The sequence below is a fragment of the Candidatus Nanobsidianus stetteri genome (genome assembly GCF_003086415.1).
GTDB classification, from domain to species: domain Archaea; phylum Nanobdellota; class Nanobdellia; order Nanobdellales; family Nanobdellaceae; genus Nanobdella; species Nanobdella stetteri_A.
In genome coordinates this window covers 1-15,266 of the sequence record NZ_QEFP02000010.1, presented here as the reverse complement: position 1 = coordinate 15,266, position 15,266 = coordinate 1, and the positions used below count along the sequence as shown (strand labels likewise).

The window sequence follows — 15,266 nt, the reverse complement described above, 5'->3', positions numbered from 1 at the left end:
CTTTAGAGCAGAATTATTTTAATTATGAATATTACTTTTATCTTTATAAACCCTTAATAGATTGATAAAATATATGGAAAAGACAATTAATGATTACTTAAATAATTCTACTAAATTATCAAAAAAAGATTTATTTACAACTTTGAAGCAAGGTGCTGATTTAATTAGAACAGGTTTAGATTATAGATCACTATTAATATTTCTTTTCTATAAAGCCATAAGTGATAGATATGAAAGTGAAGTTAACCGAATAATTAAAGAAGAAGGACTATCTAGAGAAGAAGCTTATATTATAGCAAACTCTGATTTTAAGATGTATGATGAAAATAATAGAGAATTAATAACATGGAAAGAAATAACTAAGAAAAGTAATTATTTAGAAGAATTCCAAAATGCTTTAATAAAATTTGCTGAATTAAATCCTGATATTATAAGCAAAGATTTAATGAAAGCTCTATTAGATAAATTAGGAATTTCACATTTGGAAAGCGAACATAAAGCCAGACTCGATCAAATAAAAAGAATATTTGATAAGTTGGATTTTTCTAACGTTGATTATGATATTATAGGAGATGCTTACATGTATATTTTAGCTCAATTTGCTCCAACCAAAGGTAAAGAAGGAGAGGTATATACACCATATGAAGTAATTAAATTATTAATAAGATTAATTGACCCAGAACCTGGGTCTGATATATTAGATCCTGCCATGGGATCTGGAGCAATGTTAATAGAAGCTTATAAATATACAAAAGAAAAAGGTGGAGTTAGTAGAGTTGGTCTATTTGGACAAGAATATAATCCAGATATGGCAGCAATAGCTAAATTAAACTTTATATTACATGGAATTGAAAAAAATTTAATAAAAATTCAGGTAGGAGATAGTCTAAAAAAGCTTAAGTTTGATGAAAATTCACAATTTAAAGTTGATTATGTTGTAGCCAATCCTCCATGGAATCAAGATGGATATGGTGAAGAAATATTGGGTAATGATATTAGTTTACGCAAAATTTACAAATATGGCTTTCCCCCAAATAATACTGCAGATTGGGCGTGGATACAGTTGATGTTATATTATGCTAAAAAGAAAGTTGGAGTTATACTAGATCAAGGTGCTTTATTTAGAGAGGGAAAAGAAAAAGCAATCAGAGAAAAAATTGTTAATGATGATCTGATAGAAGCAATAATTCTACTTCCAGAAAAATTATTTTATAATACTCAAGCATCTGGAATAATAATAATATTTAATAAAGAAAAACAAGAAGATAGAAAAAGAAAAATTCTTTTTATAGATGCAACAGATCTTTATGTTAAACATCTCGAAGTTAGAAAATTAAATAAACTAAGCAATGAACATATACAAAAAATAGTAGAAATATATAAAGAATTTAAAACAATACCTGGTTTTTCTAGAGTAGTAGACATAGAAGAAATAATAAAAAATGATTACAATTTAAATGTATCCAATTATGTTACAAAAATTCAGAATAATAATTCTGTAAGTATAGATGAAATAAAAGAATTATGGAAAAATATAGAAGAGATTAAAAAAGAAAGGGAAGAAAAGGAAAAGGAATTGAAAGAGATAATTAGAATTATAGTTAATAAAAATGAGTGAATATAATGATGAATTTATAAAATTTCCTAAAGATTGGGAAGTAAGAAAATTAAAAGATGTTATAATAAAAGCAAAATCTGGAGGAACACCTAGAACAAATGTTCCCGAGTATTGGAACGGAAATATTCCATTTGTAAAGGCACAAGATATAACGAAATCTAGTAAGTATCTATATAATACTGAAGAATTCATTACTGAAAAAGGATTAGAAAATTCTAATGCTTGGATAGTTCCAGAGAATTCTTTACTATTAACAATTTATGGTTCTATAGGATTTGTTGCAATTAATAAAATACCAGTAACGACAAATCAAGCAATTGTAGGAATAATACCTAATAAGAATATTATAGATACAGAATTTTTATATTATTGGTATCTATACTTCAAACCTTATTGGAGTAAATTTATTAAAAAGAGTACTCAACCCAATCTTACACTTGAAATAGTTTTAAATAGCTCAGTCCCTATCCCTCCATTAGAGGAACAAAAAAAGATTGTTGAAATTCTTAATACTGTAGATACTATAATTATAGATACAACAAATTTAATTGAAAAACTAAAAATATTAAAAGAAAAAACATTAAATTTACTTATTACTGGGAAAATATGGCATAAAGAATTTAAAGATACAGAGATTGGAAAGATACCAAAGAATTGGGAAATTGTTAAGCTTGAAGAGATAGCTATAGATATATATAGGTATCCTACCTATTACAATATTAAATATGTAGGAATGAATGAAGGGGTTCCGGAAGTTAGAGCAGAACTTATAAAAGAAAATGGAGAACTTGAAGACGATCTAAGTAAATATAGATTTATTTCAAAAGAAACTTCTAAAAGATTTTATAGAACTATCTTAAATGAAGGTGATTTTGTTCTATCAGTACGAGGAACTTTGGGAAAAGTTGCTATAGTTCCTAAATTTCTAGAAGGAGCAAACATAACGGCTAATTTAATGAAAATTTCGCTCAATCGTTTAAGATGCTATCCTCCATTTTTTAAACAGTTTTTCCTATCAGATTTTTTTAAGAAAAATTTGGATAATATTTCATCACAAACTACCATTAAAACTATCCAAGCATCCAAATTAAAATCAATTAAGATACCTCTACCCCCATTAGAAGAACAGAAGAAAATAGCAGAAATACTTTCAACAATCGATAACAAAATTGAGACTGAAACAAAATATTTAGATTATATGAAGAAATTGAAAGAAAAATTATTAGCGGCTTTAATGACGGGCAAGATAAGGGTAAATTCGATCGCAATAGGTGACCTAAAATGAGACTAGAGATTTCAGTAGATCATAATCACTTTATAAAGAATATCGAAAAGCTAGGATGGAAAAATATTACTAATTCTTATCCTGATCTTAAAGAACATAGTATATCTCCTTCATATATCATAGAGGAAGAACTAGATAAAAAAATAAGAGAAATAAATAAGGATATATTTAATAAATTATCTAACAATAGTATAAATAAGATTTTAAATGAAATAAAAAGAAAAATCCAAAATTCTACTTTATCAGAATTTTCCGATTATATAAAACATGGTATAACCTTTGATAATCCTGAAGACCCATCTACTAGTCTTAATTTAAAACTTATTGACTATGATAATATATCAAAAAATTCATTTATTTATGCTCATGAATTAAAATTTAAAGGTATAGATATTATTGAACCTGATTTTACATTATTTATAAATGGTATTCCATTAGCTTTAGTAGAAATAAAAAGAGAACTTCCAGATACCGAATACGAAGCATTAAATCAACTTTCTATATATGAAATAAAAGCCCCAGAGCTTGCCAAAATGACTCATATAGGATTTGCAATTGGTAAGGAAAAAGGTTATGTACCTATTTTTCCAAATTATGATAATAAACCTAGAGAAAAAAATCTACAAATCTGGAAAATAGATGGAAAAGATAATATATATGATCTTTTAAATCCTACTACTTTATTAAATTTTTTAAAATATTATGTCTTTGTAATAAAATCTGACAATAATTATTATAGAATAGCTGCCAGATATTATCAATATAGAGCTGCAGAAAAATCTTTTAATAGAATAAAAGAATATCTAGATGAAAAATCGAATAAAAATAGAGGTTTAATTTGGCATTGGCTTGGAAGTGGAAAAACTTATACAATGTTCTTTATAGCTTACAAGTTCTTACTTAATTATTCAGATAGAAGTCCTATAATTTTTATAGTTGTAGATAGACAAGATCTAGAAAAGCAACATTCAGATACCTTTTCTAAAATACATGATAAACTTTTAACTAATTATAAAAATATTACTAAGATTAATAGTATCTCTGAACTTCATCATTTAATAAAACAAATTAAAGAATCTGAATTTTCCAATGGTAAAACTGCTCCCCGTGGAATTTATATAGTAACTATACAAAAATTTCAAAAAGGAGATTTAGAAAACGAAGAAAGAGAAGGAATAATTAATCTTCTTTGTAAATTAAAAGATGAATATTTGGATTATCTTAAAACATCAAATCCTTCAGAATACGAAAAGATAAAGAGTTCAGAACTTAATGATAAGAATAAAATTGAAGAATGTTTTAAATTAGGAGCTCCCAATAAAAAAGAAATATTATTCTTAATTGATGAAGCACATAGAAGTCAATATGGTAGACTAGCTTCTGTTAGAAGATTAGCATTTCCCAATGCTATAACTATAGGTTTTACCGCAACACCAATACTTAATGAAGATAAAAACACTCTGAAAGAATTTTCTTATCCAGATCTGAATGAATTTTATTTAGATGCCTATTCTATAAATGATTCAATTAAAGATGGGGCTACATTACCAATAATATATAAGTCTATAAAGGAAGGAGAAAATAGTATAAGATTCCAATTAGATGAAAATGAAATTGAAAAATATATAGAAGAATATTTGAAAAATGAAAGAAAAGGAAAAGATATTAGTGAATATTTTGAACAAGATAATATTAATATCTCTGATAAGCAGTTAAAAAATATAATAAATGAAATAAAAGTATTTCTACTAAATCCAAAAAGAATTGATGCATTGGCCAAATATATTACAGAACATATTTTAGAAGATACACAAACGATAGATATAAACAATAAATCAAAGGATTTTAATATTAAAATACCAGAATTTAGATTTAAAGCTATGATAGTAATGGCTAATAGAAAAGCATGTGTATTAATGAAAAGATATCTTGATAAACATCTAATTGAAACATTTGGAGAACAAGCTAAAAATTGGTCTGAAATAGTAATGACATATAATTATAATGAAACAGATCCTGATATTAGACAATATATGGAAGAATTAAGAAATAAATACGGAATTAAAGATTTTGATGAAATTAATTCTAATATTATAGATAACTTCAAGAATTCATCGGATCCAAGGATTTTAATAGTAACAGATATGCTTATTACAGGTTTTGATTATCCTAAATTAAGAGTTATGTATTTAGATAAACCAATTTATAGTCACAAATTACTTCAAGCTATTGGAAGAGTGAATAGACCCTTCCCTGGAAAAGAAACGGGATTAGTTGTAGATTCTATAGGTCTTTTACCAAATTTAAAGAAGACACTAATTAAATATAATAGATTGCTATCGCAACAAAAAGATATAAAAAATATAGAAGAAGAATTAGAAACTACTCTAAAAGATGAAAATACTGAAGAAGAGAATTTTAAGAAATGCTTTGATAAAGTTAAAAATAATCTAAAATCATTATATGTTAATGGAGAAAATTTAAGTATAGATTTGGATGAACTTAAAAGAGATATAAAATCGACAGAAAATTGGATAAAAAAATATGAAGATAAAATAAGAAAAATAAGATTTTATTATTATTTCAACAACTTAGATTCTATATATGATGAAAATTTATCAAAACAAATTAGTAATTTAAAGTCTACAATAAATAGTTTAGTTAAAGTTATAAAATTCTATAATTCTCTATCTCCATATAATAATTCCTCAACTAAAATAATATATAAAGATGATATAGATACAGTTAAAATTTTATTAAGATTAATAAATAGTCAACAAAATAAAAAAATAAAAGGTTTAAATAAATTACTCAACGAAATACTAGATTTGATCTACGATAAAACGGAAATTGAAAGATTTAAAGAAGATGAAAGTGCAATTATTAATGATAAAATCTTAGAAAAAATGGCTGAAATATCTGAAAAAGAGATTAAAAATAAAACATATGCATATTTTCTAGTAATACATAAGAAAATAGAAGAAGATATAGACATTGATCCTTTTTATAAAAAAGTATCGGAAATATTAAATAAATTAGAAGAAGACTGGATTGCTAGAAAACAAGATACTAAAGAGATATTACGTCAATTGAAATCAATTTATGATCAAATAACGAAATATTCTGAAAATAGAAATAAAATGAATGATATAGATAAAATACTATATTCTATAAGATTAGCATTAACTGAAGAATTTGGCGAATCTTGTAAAGAAATAAATTTCAATAAGCTATCAGATTTTCTAAATAAGATAAAAGATATGATAAAAAATAAATCTTTCAAAGATGCAAAATATATTATAGATAGCAAAGAAAGCGAGCTAGAAAAGCTATTAAAGATAGATATTGTAAAGAACTGTAAAAATATAAAAATAGAAGACAGATATATTAAAGTCGAATTAGTTGAGAAAATAAAGGATCAGATAATTAGATGGTTATATGAAAATGACAACAAAAATTGATATTGAAAATATAAAATCTAAAGTAATAGATTTAACAAAAGTTGATTCAATTAAAATATTAACTAAAAAAATTAGAGCGATAGCATATTATGATTGGGAAAAAGATCTTATTGTAATAAACGAAGATATTTTCAAAAATGTTAGTGAAGATTGTCTTACATATATTATAGTTCATGAAGTAATTCATAAATTAACTAACACCAAAGGTCATGGAGCAAAATTTCTAAATAAACTTCTTTCTATTTATAGTATGGATGAAATTACTAAATATGAAACAGAAATATATAGTGCAATACAAAAATCTAATCTTAGAACTAAACTACTTTAAAACTATTAATGCAAATGAAGAACTTAGGAAAGTTGAAGATGAAATTGATTTGGCAGTTGCTGAATTATATGGAATTTCTAAAGAAGAATTGGGAGGATTTAAAGAATTAATGAATATATTATCTGGAAAATAGATTTTATTAATTATAAGAACATAAATATTTTTCATAACCAATTTTATTCAATTAATATAAATAAATAATATTACTCTCACTAAATTATTTTTGATAAAATTCTTCATAGACATAGATATTTCAATTATAACAATAATAACACTCTAATAATCCTCAAAATATATTTATATATAAGGCAATAATATATTATAAAATGGCTAGTTTAAGCATGATAACATCAGTAATTATTGCAGTAAAAAACCTTCTAATATTCTTGTCACCTTTTATGTTAGGTTGGATCGGATATTCATATATATTTTCAAAACTTATTTATTCATTTGCTAAAAGTTATTTTAATTTAAATATATCATTTTCTAGAACTTGGACTATTACTTCTCTTTCAGGAATATCATCTTTTATAATTTTTATTTTTACAATAATTATCTTTAACTTTATATATTCTTCATACCCTATTGATGCAACCATAATAACCTTAGAAATATTTACAGTCATTTTAGTAATTCTAATTTCGGTTTTTATAACAAATCTAATTGCTTATAAATTTCTGTCCAATGTAAATTTAAGAGTAGCTATTTTTATGTCATTTGCGACTTTTTTTGCTTATATTATTTTTATTATTATTGCACTATCCCTTTATAATATTCTTTTTCCTTCTCAAATCTGTTGTGCATTAAACTATGCAAAATAAGCATTTATATAGATAATCTATAACTTTTATTATGTCGATAATACTTTTTATATTATTTAATTAAATATTATTCATTTAACTATACTATACTAAAGCTTATATCAAATTTTGTATTTACTTATATAAAAATTTTTCTATTAATAAACCTTTCTCATTATCTAGTTTAATAAATTGCAATTTCTAACCTTTTTGATTTTTCTAAAATATTTATTAAAAATAAAAAATTTATTAAAGAAAAATCTAGAAAACTACTTCTTCGCCAGGAATTCTTGGGAATAATTGAACATCTTTTATATGTCTCTTTCCTGTTAAGAATCTCAATAATCTTTCAACACCAATTCCTCCTCCAGCACTTGGTTTTAATAATCCCATTTTAGCAACTTCTAAATAGTCTTTATATGATGAATAATCTCTACCTTCTTTTTCTAATTCTTTCATCTTTTCCATAATTCTCTCATATTTATATTCTCTTTCTCCTCCAGATAAAACTTCTCCATATCCCTCTGGCAAAATCAAATCATAGTTTAAATAATGACCTGGATGTTCTTCATCTTCTTTATCATAGAACTCTCTTTTTATATCAATAATCCAGAATGGATCTTTCTCTTTTTCACTTAAAGCATCATCACTACCATATTTTTCTAAAACTTCCGAATATCTATAAACTTTGAATGGTTTTGAAGGAACTCTTAATTCTCTACCTAAGAGATCTAATTCTTCTTTACATTCTTCTTTAACTTTTTTGATTACATGTATTACTAAATCTTCTACTAAATCCATTACATCCTTCATCTTTGCATATGCCATTTCGAAATCCATTTGTGTAAATTCAAAAGCATGCTTTCCTGTTTTACCTCTTTCACTCTTTTCTAATCTAACGTTTGGTGAGAATATAAATATTTTATCTGCTGCTATAAGGGATAGCTGCTTATGCAAAATCATACTCTGTGTTATTACTAGTTTCTGCGAATAATACTCGAATGATGGTGTGAATATAACGCTGGATCCTGGATCTGGTGCCAATGGATCTGTAAATTTTGATGTTACTATTGGTAGTAGTTGTACAAAGCCTCTTCCTACCATGAATGACTGCATTTCCTTCAGTACTACTGTCTGTATTCTTAGTATTGGCTTCATTTCTTTTAGGTGAGATATCATTTCTTCTACCGCCATTGTTAATATTTGTATTACCTGTTCTTAAATTTTTTATAAAATTTTTTGAAAGGTATTCAAAAAATTACTTAAATTCTATATAAAAATTGAATATTTTTCAAAATTTAATTTACCAATTGATAGGATATAGTATGTATAAATTTCATAAAGTTTAAAGGTATTTTGAATAAAATACTTAAACTTTAAAAAAATATTAATTTTTTATGAAGATAGATGAAAAGGATAAACAATTACTCTCACTTTTACAGAAGAATTGCAAACTTTCATTAAGAGAACTTTCTCAAATTACAGAAATGAGAGAGACTACAATTTTCGCTAGAATAAAGAGATTAGAAAATGCAGGAATAATAAAAGAATATAGAGCAATTTTAGATCCTAAAGCTATTGGTAAAAATGTTTTGGCTTTTGTTTTAATAAAATATGATCCCTCTGCAGGTATTAAACAAAGAGAAGTTGCAGAAAAAATTGCAAACTTACCAGAAATTCAAGAAGTCCATATAATAGCTGGGGATTGGGATATGATTGCAAAGGTTAGAGAAAAAGATGTTGAGGGTTTAGGAAAAGCAGTTTTAGATAAGATAAGAGAAATTAAAGGAGTAAAAGAAACTGTATCTTTAATAGTTTTTGAAAGTATAAAGGAAACGACTTTTCTTAACTTATAGTTCGAAGTTATATTTTTTATAAAAATATTTGAATAAGGTTTATTTTTACTGTGAAATAGGTTTTATAGAAAGCAACATGGTCAAAATATTCATTTTTATGTTTTACTTATATTATTGTGATAATAATGATAAATATAATAGTATCAGAAATTCTTAGAATAGTATTAGCTTTTACATTAAGTTCTGTTTATTTTTATCTAACCAAATTACTTTTAATATTGATTGATCTTTAATTATTTAGTCATTAATTTTTTATTTTTGAGTTTATAATTATAGATATTTTATTTTTAAAAATATTTATTTATTACAATTATATAATTATAGTATAAGATAAATTTATAAATTTTTTCCTACATAGTGTGTAGTATGGACTATCAACAATCAGATGAAAAATCTGAAAAAATATCTGAGATATTAAAAAGCGTTTATGACTGGCTAGAAAAAACTGATAAAAGTAAAAGATCTAATCAAAGATCAGATAAAAATTCTGAAAAAATATCTGATATAGGGAAAAGAATTGATAAATGGTTAGAAAAAACTGATAAAAGTTCTAAAAAAATACCAGAGTTAAATAGCGGATTAAGATTTCCTATAATGCAACTAGAGGGAGCATTAGACAAAATTGTTAAAAAAGTACAAGAAGCGACTAATCTACCTGAAATAAGAATATATGATGCAAGAGTAGACTTGATTTTTAGTAAACAGGATTACGGAGGCCTGCACTGTGAAAGTCATTATATTAAAATACAGTCTTATAGTACTAAAATAATTGAGTGTTATTCAAACTCAAGAGATTATTATGATAGATTTAGATGCATTCAATATAGTATTCGCTATATTTTTGAATCAGCATTTGAGTTACCCAAGTCTAGTTCTCCCATAAACGATATAAACAGTATAATAGGTCCATTTAAAGGTATATATTATACATTATCTACAGTAGACCCTGTACTTAAGGAGATGGATGAGATATATAAGTATATACGTATATATGGAGAGATTTCTAGGGATTTAAACAAGCAGACAATGGAGAATGCAAGAATAAGTACACATAAAACAAGTAGCAATACTTATGAAATTGAATATGACAAAGGTCCATTAAAGGCCAGGCTAATTTTGGTCTTTGGCAGATATTATACTGATGTGACCACACCCTTTTATGATTCTTTTAAGTCATAACTATTTTTAGCCTTTATTAGATTTTTTTTATTTCAAAAGTGATTTATTATTATTCTATAATTATATAGTCGTCAATTTTATCTTTGAATTTATATTTTTTGTTTATTACAATTATATAATTAGAATACAATATAAATTTAAAATTTTTATATAATGTAATAATATGAACAAGCAACAACCGGATAAAAGTTATAAAAAAACATTTAATTTAATAGAAGAACTTAAGGAACGAGTAGTATATGATATAGAAGAACTAAAGGACTCATTAAACGAATTGGTTGAAAAAGCACTAGAAAAGGCTGGTATATCTGAAGCAAAAAGACTCGAAGCATACGTAGGTTTGCATTATAATAAAGATGCTAATGAACCTTTTAATGAATATATGAGACCCGAATATAATTATCTTACGTCAGATATTTATAATAGGAGTGTATACAATCATCTTCTAACATATATTTATTATCATCATTATAAATATGATGAAGATGAAAATGTACATATTTTGTGTAGTTTAGACCGAACATCTTATAAAATTGAATGCCTTGATTATGATGGTAAGACATTTATATTATCTGATCCTCTTCAAAAATGTCCTTTCCCAGAAGGTATAAAAAAATCAGTTTTAAATATATTAGATGATATATTATTAGATCCGAGAGAACTTACGAATATGGGCGATCAATATATGAATATATTCGCAGATGCTTCTATAGATTTAAAAAAGCGAATACGAGAGAATCCAAAAATAAGTATAAGTAGACATAAATTTGAATATATAGATAGTATATATAAAATTTCAATACGTTGGTACCGTTATCTTCGTCCTAAGTCATAACTATTTTAGCCTTTATTAGATTTTTTATTTCAAAAATAATTATATTAAAGAGTATATTAATGCTAATCTATTTAGCTCAATAATTGATAACAACAAATTATTTAATTCTTATTATATTCTATACGTTAATTTTCAAGAATTTTATATCACGCTCTAATATTTAAATTATTTAATATACTATCTATAGAACTTAAATATGGATAATCTTTAATTATTCATTTGCTAATTTTTATTTTTGAGTTTATAATTATAGATATTTTATTTTTAAAATATTTGCCCATTACAATTACATGATTATAATATAAGATAAATTTACAAATCTTTTATATAGTATAATAGTATGGATAGCCAACAGCTATATGGAAGAAAGGATTTAATGAAAATAATTGAGGAACATCTAAAAGAAACTGATAAAAGTCAAAAATACGATCAACAATTAAATAAAAGCTCTGAAAAAATATTTGAGATAATGGAAAACCTTAATATATGGGAATTAAAATATCGTATAAGAGATCATGTAAAAGGTCTAAAGGAATTATTTAATGAAATATATGAATATGTAAAAGAAAAGACTGATATATCTGAAATAAAAAAATCCAATACAGTAGCATATTCGTATTGTAAGAAATTTAGTAATGAACTTATATTATGTGAAAATGATATTATAATGTACCTTTATGAAGATAAAGAATTTCTGTGTCTTTTAGACACACAACATTCACCTTATCATATTGAATGCCCTCATCATGATGATAAAAGACTTAGATATTCTCATCAAATCACTTCTTTCATAGACAGTATAAAAGAGAAAATTCTAGATATTCATAAAATATTATATCTAAAATTACCTGAGTATCATACACGTACAGATATCTCTATGGATCTAGATAAGCCAAAAAAAGCAATTCCAGAATTAAGTATAAATGGTAATTCGGCTATTTATGACGAGGGTATATTTTATATGAAAGTATCTTTGCAGCGAGGGGTCCTCTAAATTTAACTTTTTTAGCCTTTATTAGATTTTTATTTCAAAAGTAATTTATTATTATTCTAACAAATTAAAAATTTTTTAATTGATAATTTTATAATATATCCAATAAAATATTATGAAATTAACCGATAACAAATTATTTAATTCTTATATTCAATACATTATATTTTCTAAATCTTTTAAATCAAATAAATATGTTTTATCATCTTTAATTCTTTCTTTAAAACTCTTTGCAAATATTATATAATATTTATTTTTTTATATCTAAATTTAAATATTCAGATTTTTCTTTTAATTTTTCTTTTAGATTCTCTAATATTTCTCTTGTATTTATATTATTGTTGATTTATTTAAAAAATCATGAATTAGCAAAATGCATATATTCCAATAATAAACCTGATTATTGTAAAAATATTAATGCAAAAGAAGAACTTAAAAAAGTTGAAGATGAAATTGATTTAGTAGTTGCTGGATTATATGGAATTTCTAAAGAAGAATTAGAAGGATTTAGAGAATTAATGAATATACTTTCTGGAAAATAAATTTTATCGTTAATTATAAAAAGATTCTAAGAAAATTGCAAACTTACCAGAAATTCAAGAAGTCCATATAATAGCTGGGGATTGGGATATGATTGCAAAGGTTAGAGAAAAAGATGTTGAGGGTTTAGGAAAAGCAGTTTTAGATAAGATAAGAGAAATTAAAGGAGTAAAAGAAACTGTATCTTTAATAGTTTTTGAAAGTATAAAGGAAACGACTTTTCTTAACTTATAGTTCGAAGTTATATTTTTTATAAAAATCTTTAAATAAAATTCACAAAAATTTAAAAATTCCAAAATAATAATATATTATGGTAGATATAAAAAACATTTCGGATATAGAAAGATTAACATCTATAGATATATTAAATTTATTTAAAGAAACAAAAGCTTTCAAATTATTATCTACCAAAGCCCAGAACATTAAAACAGATATTTTTGTAAATCCGATAACCTTTTTAAGAGACATTTCTAAGTATATTACTGACTCAATAAGTTCGGCTTTTGATACAGATTATTGGTTATTAATTCTAGGTGGACCTGGTGCAGGCAAGTCTACATTATCTATAGCAATTTACAAGCATATTATGAAAAATCTAGGTTACACTGATGAACAAATTAAAAATTCTATATATTTAGACTTTTGCTATTTACCTTATGATTACTTGGGTAGAATTATGCTACATGGAAAACAAATAGAAGAAAAAGGTAAATCATTCCCACACCCTATTATATTAGATGATGCTTATCATTTATTTGGTGTATTTAATAGAGGTATCATCGGTACTACAAGAAAATTACTAAGTAAAATATGGGAAATTGGAGAATATCGATTAGCACATATTGTTAATAATCAGTTTTCATTATCATTAGCTCGAAGAGCTATAATGAGGATGCGTTCACTGATAATTTTATGGAAAGAACCTATCAGTATTGGCAGTAATGAGACACCTAATATGGAAGAAACTTACTTAAGCTATGTGAAAAATGTGCTAAATAAAAATCATGAAGCTAACTACAATAATAAGGATGTCGATTTCTTGTGGGGTGCATTTTATGGAGAAGATAAAGCCCATGAAGTTATGAGATATATCATAAAAAATCGAAAAAATATTGACGAAATTAATATCTTAGCAAAATTTGAGCCTGATTATGTCTTTCCAATGTTATTAATTTTACATGAGATATCTGATCTAAGAAAAGCATATAAAGATATAAAATGTTGTAGTTTATCAATAGAGCATTATTATGATAATGAAGAGGATCTTAAAATAGAAGAGTCCCAAGAACGCTTGTTTTTAAGAATTCTAATTGAACTAAATAAAAATTTTGATAGGATAACTGATAAAGTAGACTCTAAAGGCTTTTATATAGTAAACCCTCCACTTGATTTCCAAATTCGCAATAAAAAAGATTTCGATGCTTTGCAAAACATTGGAAATATACACCTGGAACCTCCCATTAAACAAACAAGAAAGATATATAAAAACTCAACATACATAAAAGAAATTTATGAAGAAAGTCCTAAAATTAAGATCTATTCTATAAATTCTTATATTTATAATTTCTTAAAGCATTGTCATGAAACGCTTGAAAAAAGATCACAACTATATGAGAGACTACATTAATGGCTCTAAAAATATATCATAACCTAAATTTTTAATTTTTAACCTTTTAAACTGCAAATAAACCCACATACATTAGGATATGTATTTATAGCAAAGGCTATTAAAAAAGCCAGTGTAGAAGATACTATGGTATATATGAGTTATGCTTCAATGAAATATTTATCTGAAGAAAAATTAGAAAAGTTTATAAATGAAATTATAAACACAATATATATGAGTTATGGATCTCCGAAACACATAATAGAATATTTTAAGAGAATTATGGTTGTAGAAAAAGTAGCAAGGATTATAAATAGAATTACAAATGATGATAATGATGATAATAATAAGAAGGATATGGGTGTAAATATTACTCTTTTTCTTTATGATTCGCCTTTTAATGATGGAGAGATCCAAATAACTGCAAATATATTTGGTTTTGAGAGTATACTAAATAAACTTCTATCAGATCCTATTTTTCAAATGTTTTGGAATGATATAAAGGAAAAATATGGAAAATATATGGATGAAAAAGAGCTTTACAAGGTTTTTGAGTTTTTAGTATTTATAGGTTTGCTTACAAGTATCTTGGAAGATGCTACAAAAGGCATATCACCACTTAACATAATAAATGATACTTGGGGTTATAATTTTTATAGAGATAAAAAAATGTTTGATGGAAAATTAGATGAAAAAAACTTTAAAGAATTAGCAAAAAAGTTAAAGAAGAATGTAAAGAAGAATTAGATCTCTTAGGTAGAGAATTA

At 24.7% G+C, this 15,266-nt stretch carries 15 protein-coding genes; 13 read left to right on the top strand and 2 right to left on the bottom strand.

The window, feature by feature from the left end:
- Positions 1 to 73: 73 nt before the first annotated feature.
- The 5 genes from DDW03_RS01830 to DDW03_RS01810 are packed head-to-tail and all read left to right on the top strand — an operon-like array spanning position 74 to position 6,825.
- On the top strand, positions 74 to 1,618 hold the full coding sequence (locus DDW03_RS01830) for an N-6 DNA methylase (RefSeq protein ID WP_228615361.1): 1,545 nt from the start codon (positions 74 to 76) through the stop codon (positions 1,616 to 1,618).
- Complete coding sequence (locus DDW03_RS01825; RefSeq protein ID WP_228615360.1) at positions 1,611 to 2,903, top strand: restriction endonuclease subunit S; 1,293 nt, start codon at positions 1,611 to 1,613, stop codon at positions 2,901 to 2,903. Before DDW03_RS01830 ends, DDW03_RS01825 begins: the two co-directional genes overlap by 8 nt.
- Positions 2,900 to 6,364, top strand: a complete 3,465-nt coding sequence (locus DDW03_RS01820) for a type I restriction endonuclease subunit R (RefSeq protein ID WP_228615359.1) — start codon at positions 2,900 to 2,902, stop codon at positions 6,362 to 6,364. Before DDW03_RS01825 ends, DDW03_RS01820 begins: the two co-directional genes overlap by 4 nt.
- Positions 6,348 to 6,692 carry a SprT-like domain-containing protein gene (locus tag DDW03_RS01815; RefSeq protein WP_228615358.1) on the top strand — a complete coding sequence of 115 codons (345 nt, stop codon included), beginning with the start codon at positions 6,348 to 6,350 and terminating at the stop codon, positions 6,690 to 6,692. Before DDW03_RS01820 ends, DDW03_RS01815 begins: the two co-directional genes overlap by 17 nt.
- Complete coding sequence (locus DDW03_RS01810) at positions 6,652 to 6,825, top strand: hypothetical protein (protein ID WP_228615357.1); 174 nt, start codon at positions 6,652 to 6,654, stop codon at positions 6,823 to 6,825. Before DDW03_RS01815 ends, DDW03_RS01810 begins: the two co-directional genes overlap by 41 nt.
- Positions 6,826 to 7,152: 327 nt before the next feature.
- Here DDW03_RS01810 and DDW03_RS01805 read toward each other — a convergent pair whose 3' ends face one another.
- Together DDW03_RS01805 and DDW03_RS01800 are read right to left on the bottom strand one after the other, a co-directional pair.
- Entirely contained in the window at positions 7,153 to 7,317 is a 165-nt protein-coding gene (locus DDW03_RS01805; RefSeq protein ID WP_228615356.1) for a hypothetical protein, read from the bottom strand.
- 436 nt (positions 7,318 to 7,753) lie between these two features.
- Complete coding sequence (locus DDW03_RS01800; protein WP_228615355.1) at positions 7,754 to 8,686, bottom strand: asparagine synthetase A; 933 nt, start codon at positions 8,684 to 8,686, stop codon at positions 7,754 to 7,756.
- A gap of 203 nt (positions 8,687 to 8,889) precedes the next feature.
- On the opposite strand from DDW03_RS01800, the gene DDW03_RS01795 reads away from it, so the two are divergent.
- The 8 genes from DDW03_RS01795 to DDW03_RS01760 all read left to right on the top strand — a co-directional run bounded on the left by DDW03_RS01795 (position 8,890) and on the right by DDW03_RS01760 (position 15,246).
- Positions 8,890 to 9,348 (top strand): Lrp/AsnC family transcriptional regulator, encoded by a 459-nt coding sequence (locus DDW03_RS01795; RefSeq protein WP_228615354.1) that lies wholly within the window; start codon positions 8,890 to 8,892, stop codon positions 9,346 to 9,348.
- A gap of 366 nt (positions 9,349 to 9,714) precedes the next feature.
- Entirely contained in the window at positions 9,715 to 10,527 is an 813-nt protein-coding gene (locus DDW03_RS01790) for a hypothetical protein (protein ID WP_228615353.1), read from the top strand.
- A 163-nt stretch (positions 10,528 to 10,690) separates the two neighbouring features.
- Entirely contained in the window at positions 10,691 to 11,362 is a 672-nt protein-coding gene (locus DDW03_RS01785) for a hypothetical protein (protein ID WP_228615352.1), read from the top strand.
- 340 nt (positions 11,363 to 11,702) lie between these two features.
- Positions 11,703 to 12,356 carry a hypothetical protein gene (locus DDW03_RS01780; RefSeq protein WP_228615351.1) on the top strand — a complete coding sequence of 218 codons (654 nt, stop codon included), beginning with the start codon at positions 11,703 to 11,705 and terminating at the stop codon, positions 12,354 to 12,356.
- A gap of 335 nt (positions 12,357 to 12,691) precedes the next feature.
- Positions 12,692 to 12,895 (top strand): hypothetical protein, encoded by a 204-nt coding sequence (locus tag DDW03_RS01775; RefSeq protein WP_228615350.1) that lies wholly within the window; start codon positions 12,692 to 12,694, stop codon positions 12,893 to 12,895.
- A gap of 34 nt (positions 12,896 to 12,929) precedes the next feature.
- Positions 12,930 to 13,127 carry an Lrp/AsnC ligand binding domain-containing protein gene (locus DDW03_RS01770; RefSeq protein WP_228615376.1) on the top strand — a complete coding sequence of 66 codons (198 nt, stop codon included), beginning with the start codon at positions 12,930 to 12,932 and terminating at the stop codon, positions 13,125 to 13,127.
- Between the two features lie 76 nt (positions 13,128 to 13,203).
- A complete protein-coding gene (locus DDW03_RS01765; RefSeq protein WP_228615349.1) occupies positions 13,204 to 14,520 on the top strand; it encodes an ATP-binding protein in 1,317 nt (438 codons plus the stop codon).
- A gap of 126 nt (positions 14,521 to 14,646) precedes the next feature.
- A complete protein-coding gene (locus DDW03_RS01760; RefSeq protein ID WP_228615348.1) occupies positions 14,647 to 15,246 on the top strand; it encodes a hypothetical protein in 600 nt (199 codons plus the stop codon).
- Positions 15,247 to 15,266: the final 20 nt, after the last annotated feature.

Excerpts from the sequence above, each read along its gene's own strand:
- DDW03_RS01830 (WP_228615361.1), top strand. The coding sequence starts at position 74 with ATGGAAAAGACAATTAATGATTACTTAAATAATTCTACTAAATTATCA.
- DDW03_RS01825 (WP_228615360.1), top strand. The coding sequence starts at position 1,611 with ATGAGTGAATATAATGATGAATTTATAAAATTTCCTAAAGATTGGGAA.
- DDW03_RS01820 (WP_228615359.1), top strand. The coding sequence starts at position 2,900 with ATGAGACTAGAGATTTCAGTAGATCATAATCACTTTATAAAGAATATC.
- DDW03_RS01815 (WP_228615358.1), top strand. The coding sequence starts at position 6,348 with ATGACAACAAAAATTGATATTGAAAATATAAAATCTAAAGTAATAGAT.
- DDW03_RS01805 (WP_228615356.1), bottom strand. The coding sequence starts at position 7,317 with ATGACTGTAAATATTTCTAAGGTTATTATGGTTGCATCAATAGGGTAT.
- DDW03_RS01800 (WP_228615355.1), bottom strand. The coding sequence starts at position 8,686 with ATGGCGGTAGAAGAAATGATATCTCACCTAAAAGAAATGAAGCCAATA.
- DDW03_RS01795 (WP_228615354.1), top strand. The coding sequence starts at position 8,890 with ATGAAGATAGATGAAAAGGATAAACAATTACTCTCACTTTTACAGAAG.
- DDW03_RS01790 (WP_228615353.1), top strand. The coding sequence starts at position 9,715 with ATGGACTATCAACAATCAGATGAAAAATCTGAAAAAATATCTGAGATA.
- DDW03_RS01785 (WP_228615352.1), top strand. The coding sequence starts at position 10,691 with ATGAACAAGCAACAACCGGATAAAAGTTATAAAAAAACATTTAATTTA.
- DDW03_RS01780 (WP_228615351.1), top strand. The coding sequence starts at position 11,703 with ATGGATAGCCAACAGCTATATGGAAGAAAGGATTTAATGAAAATAATT.
- DDW03_RS01765 (WP_228615349.1), top strand. The coding sequence starts at position 13,204 with ATGGTAGATATAAAAAACATTTCGGATATAGAAAGATTAACATCTATA.
- DDW03_RS01760 (WP_228615348.1), top strand. The coding sequence starts at position 14,647 with ATGGTATATATGAGTTATGCTTCAATGAAATATTTATCTGAAGAAAAA.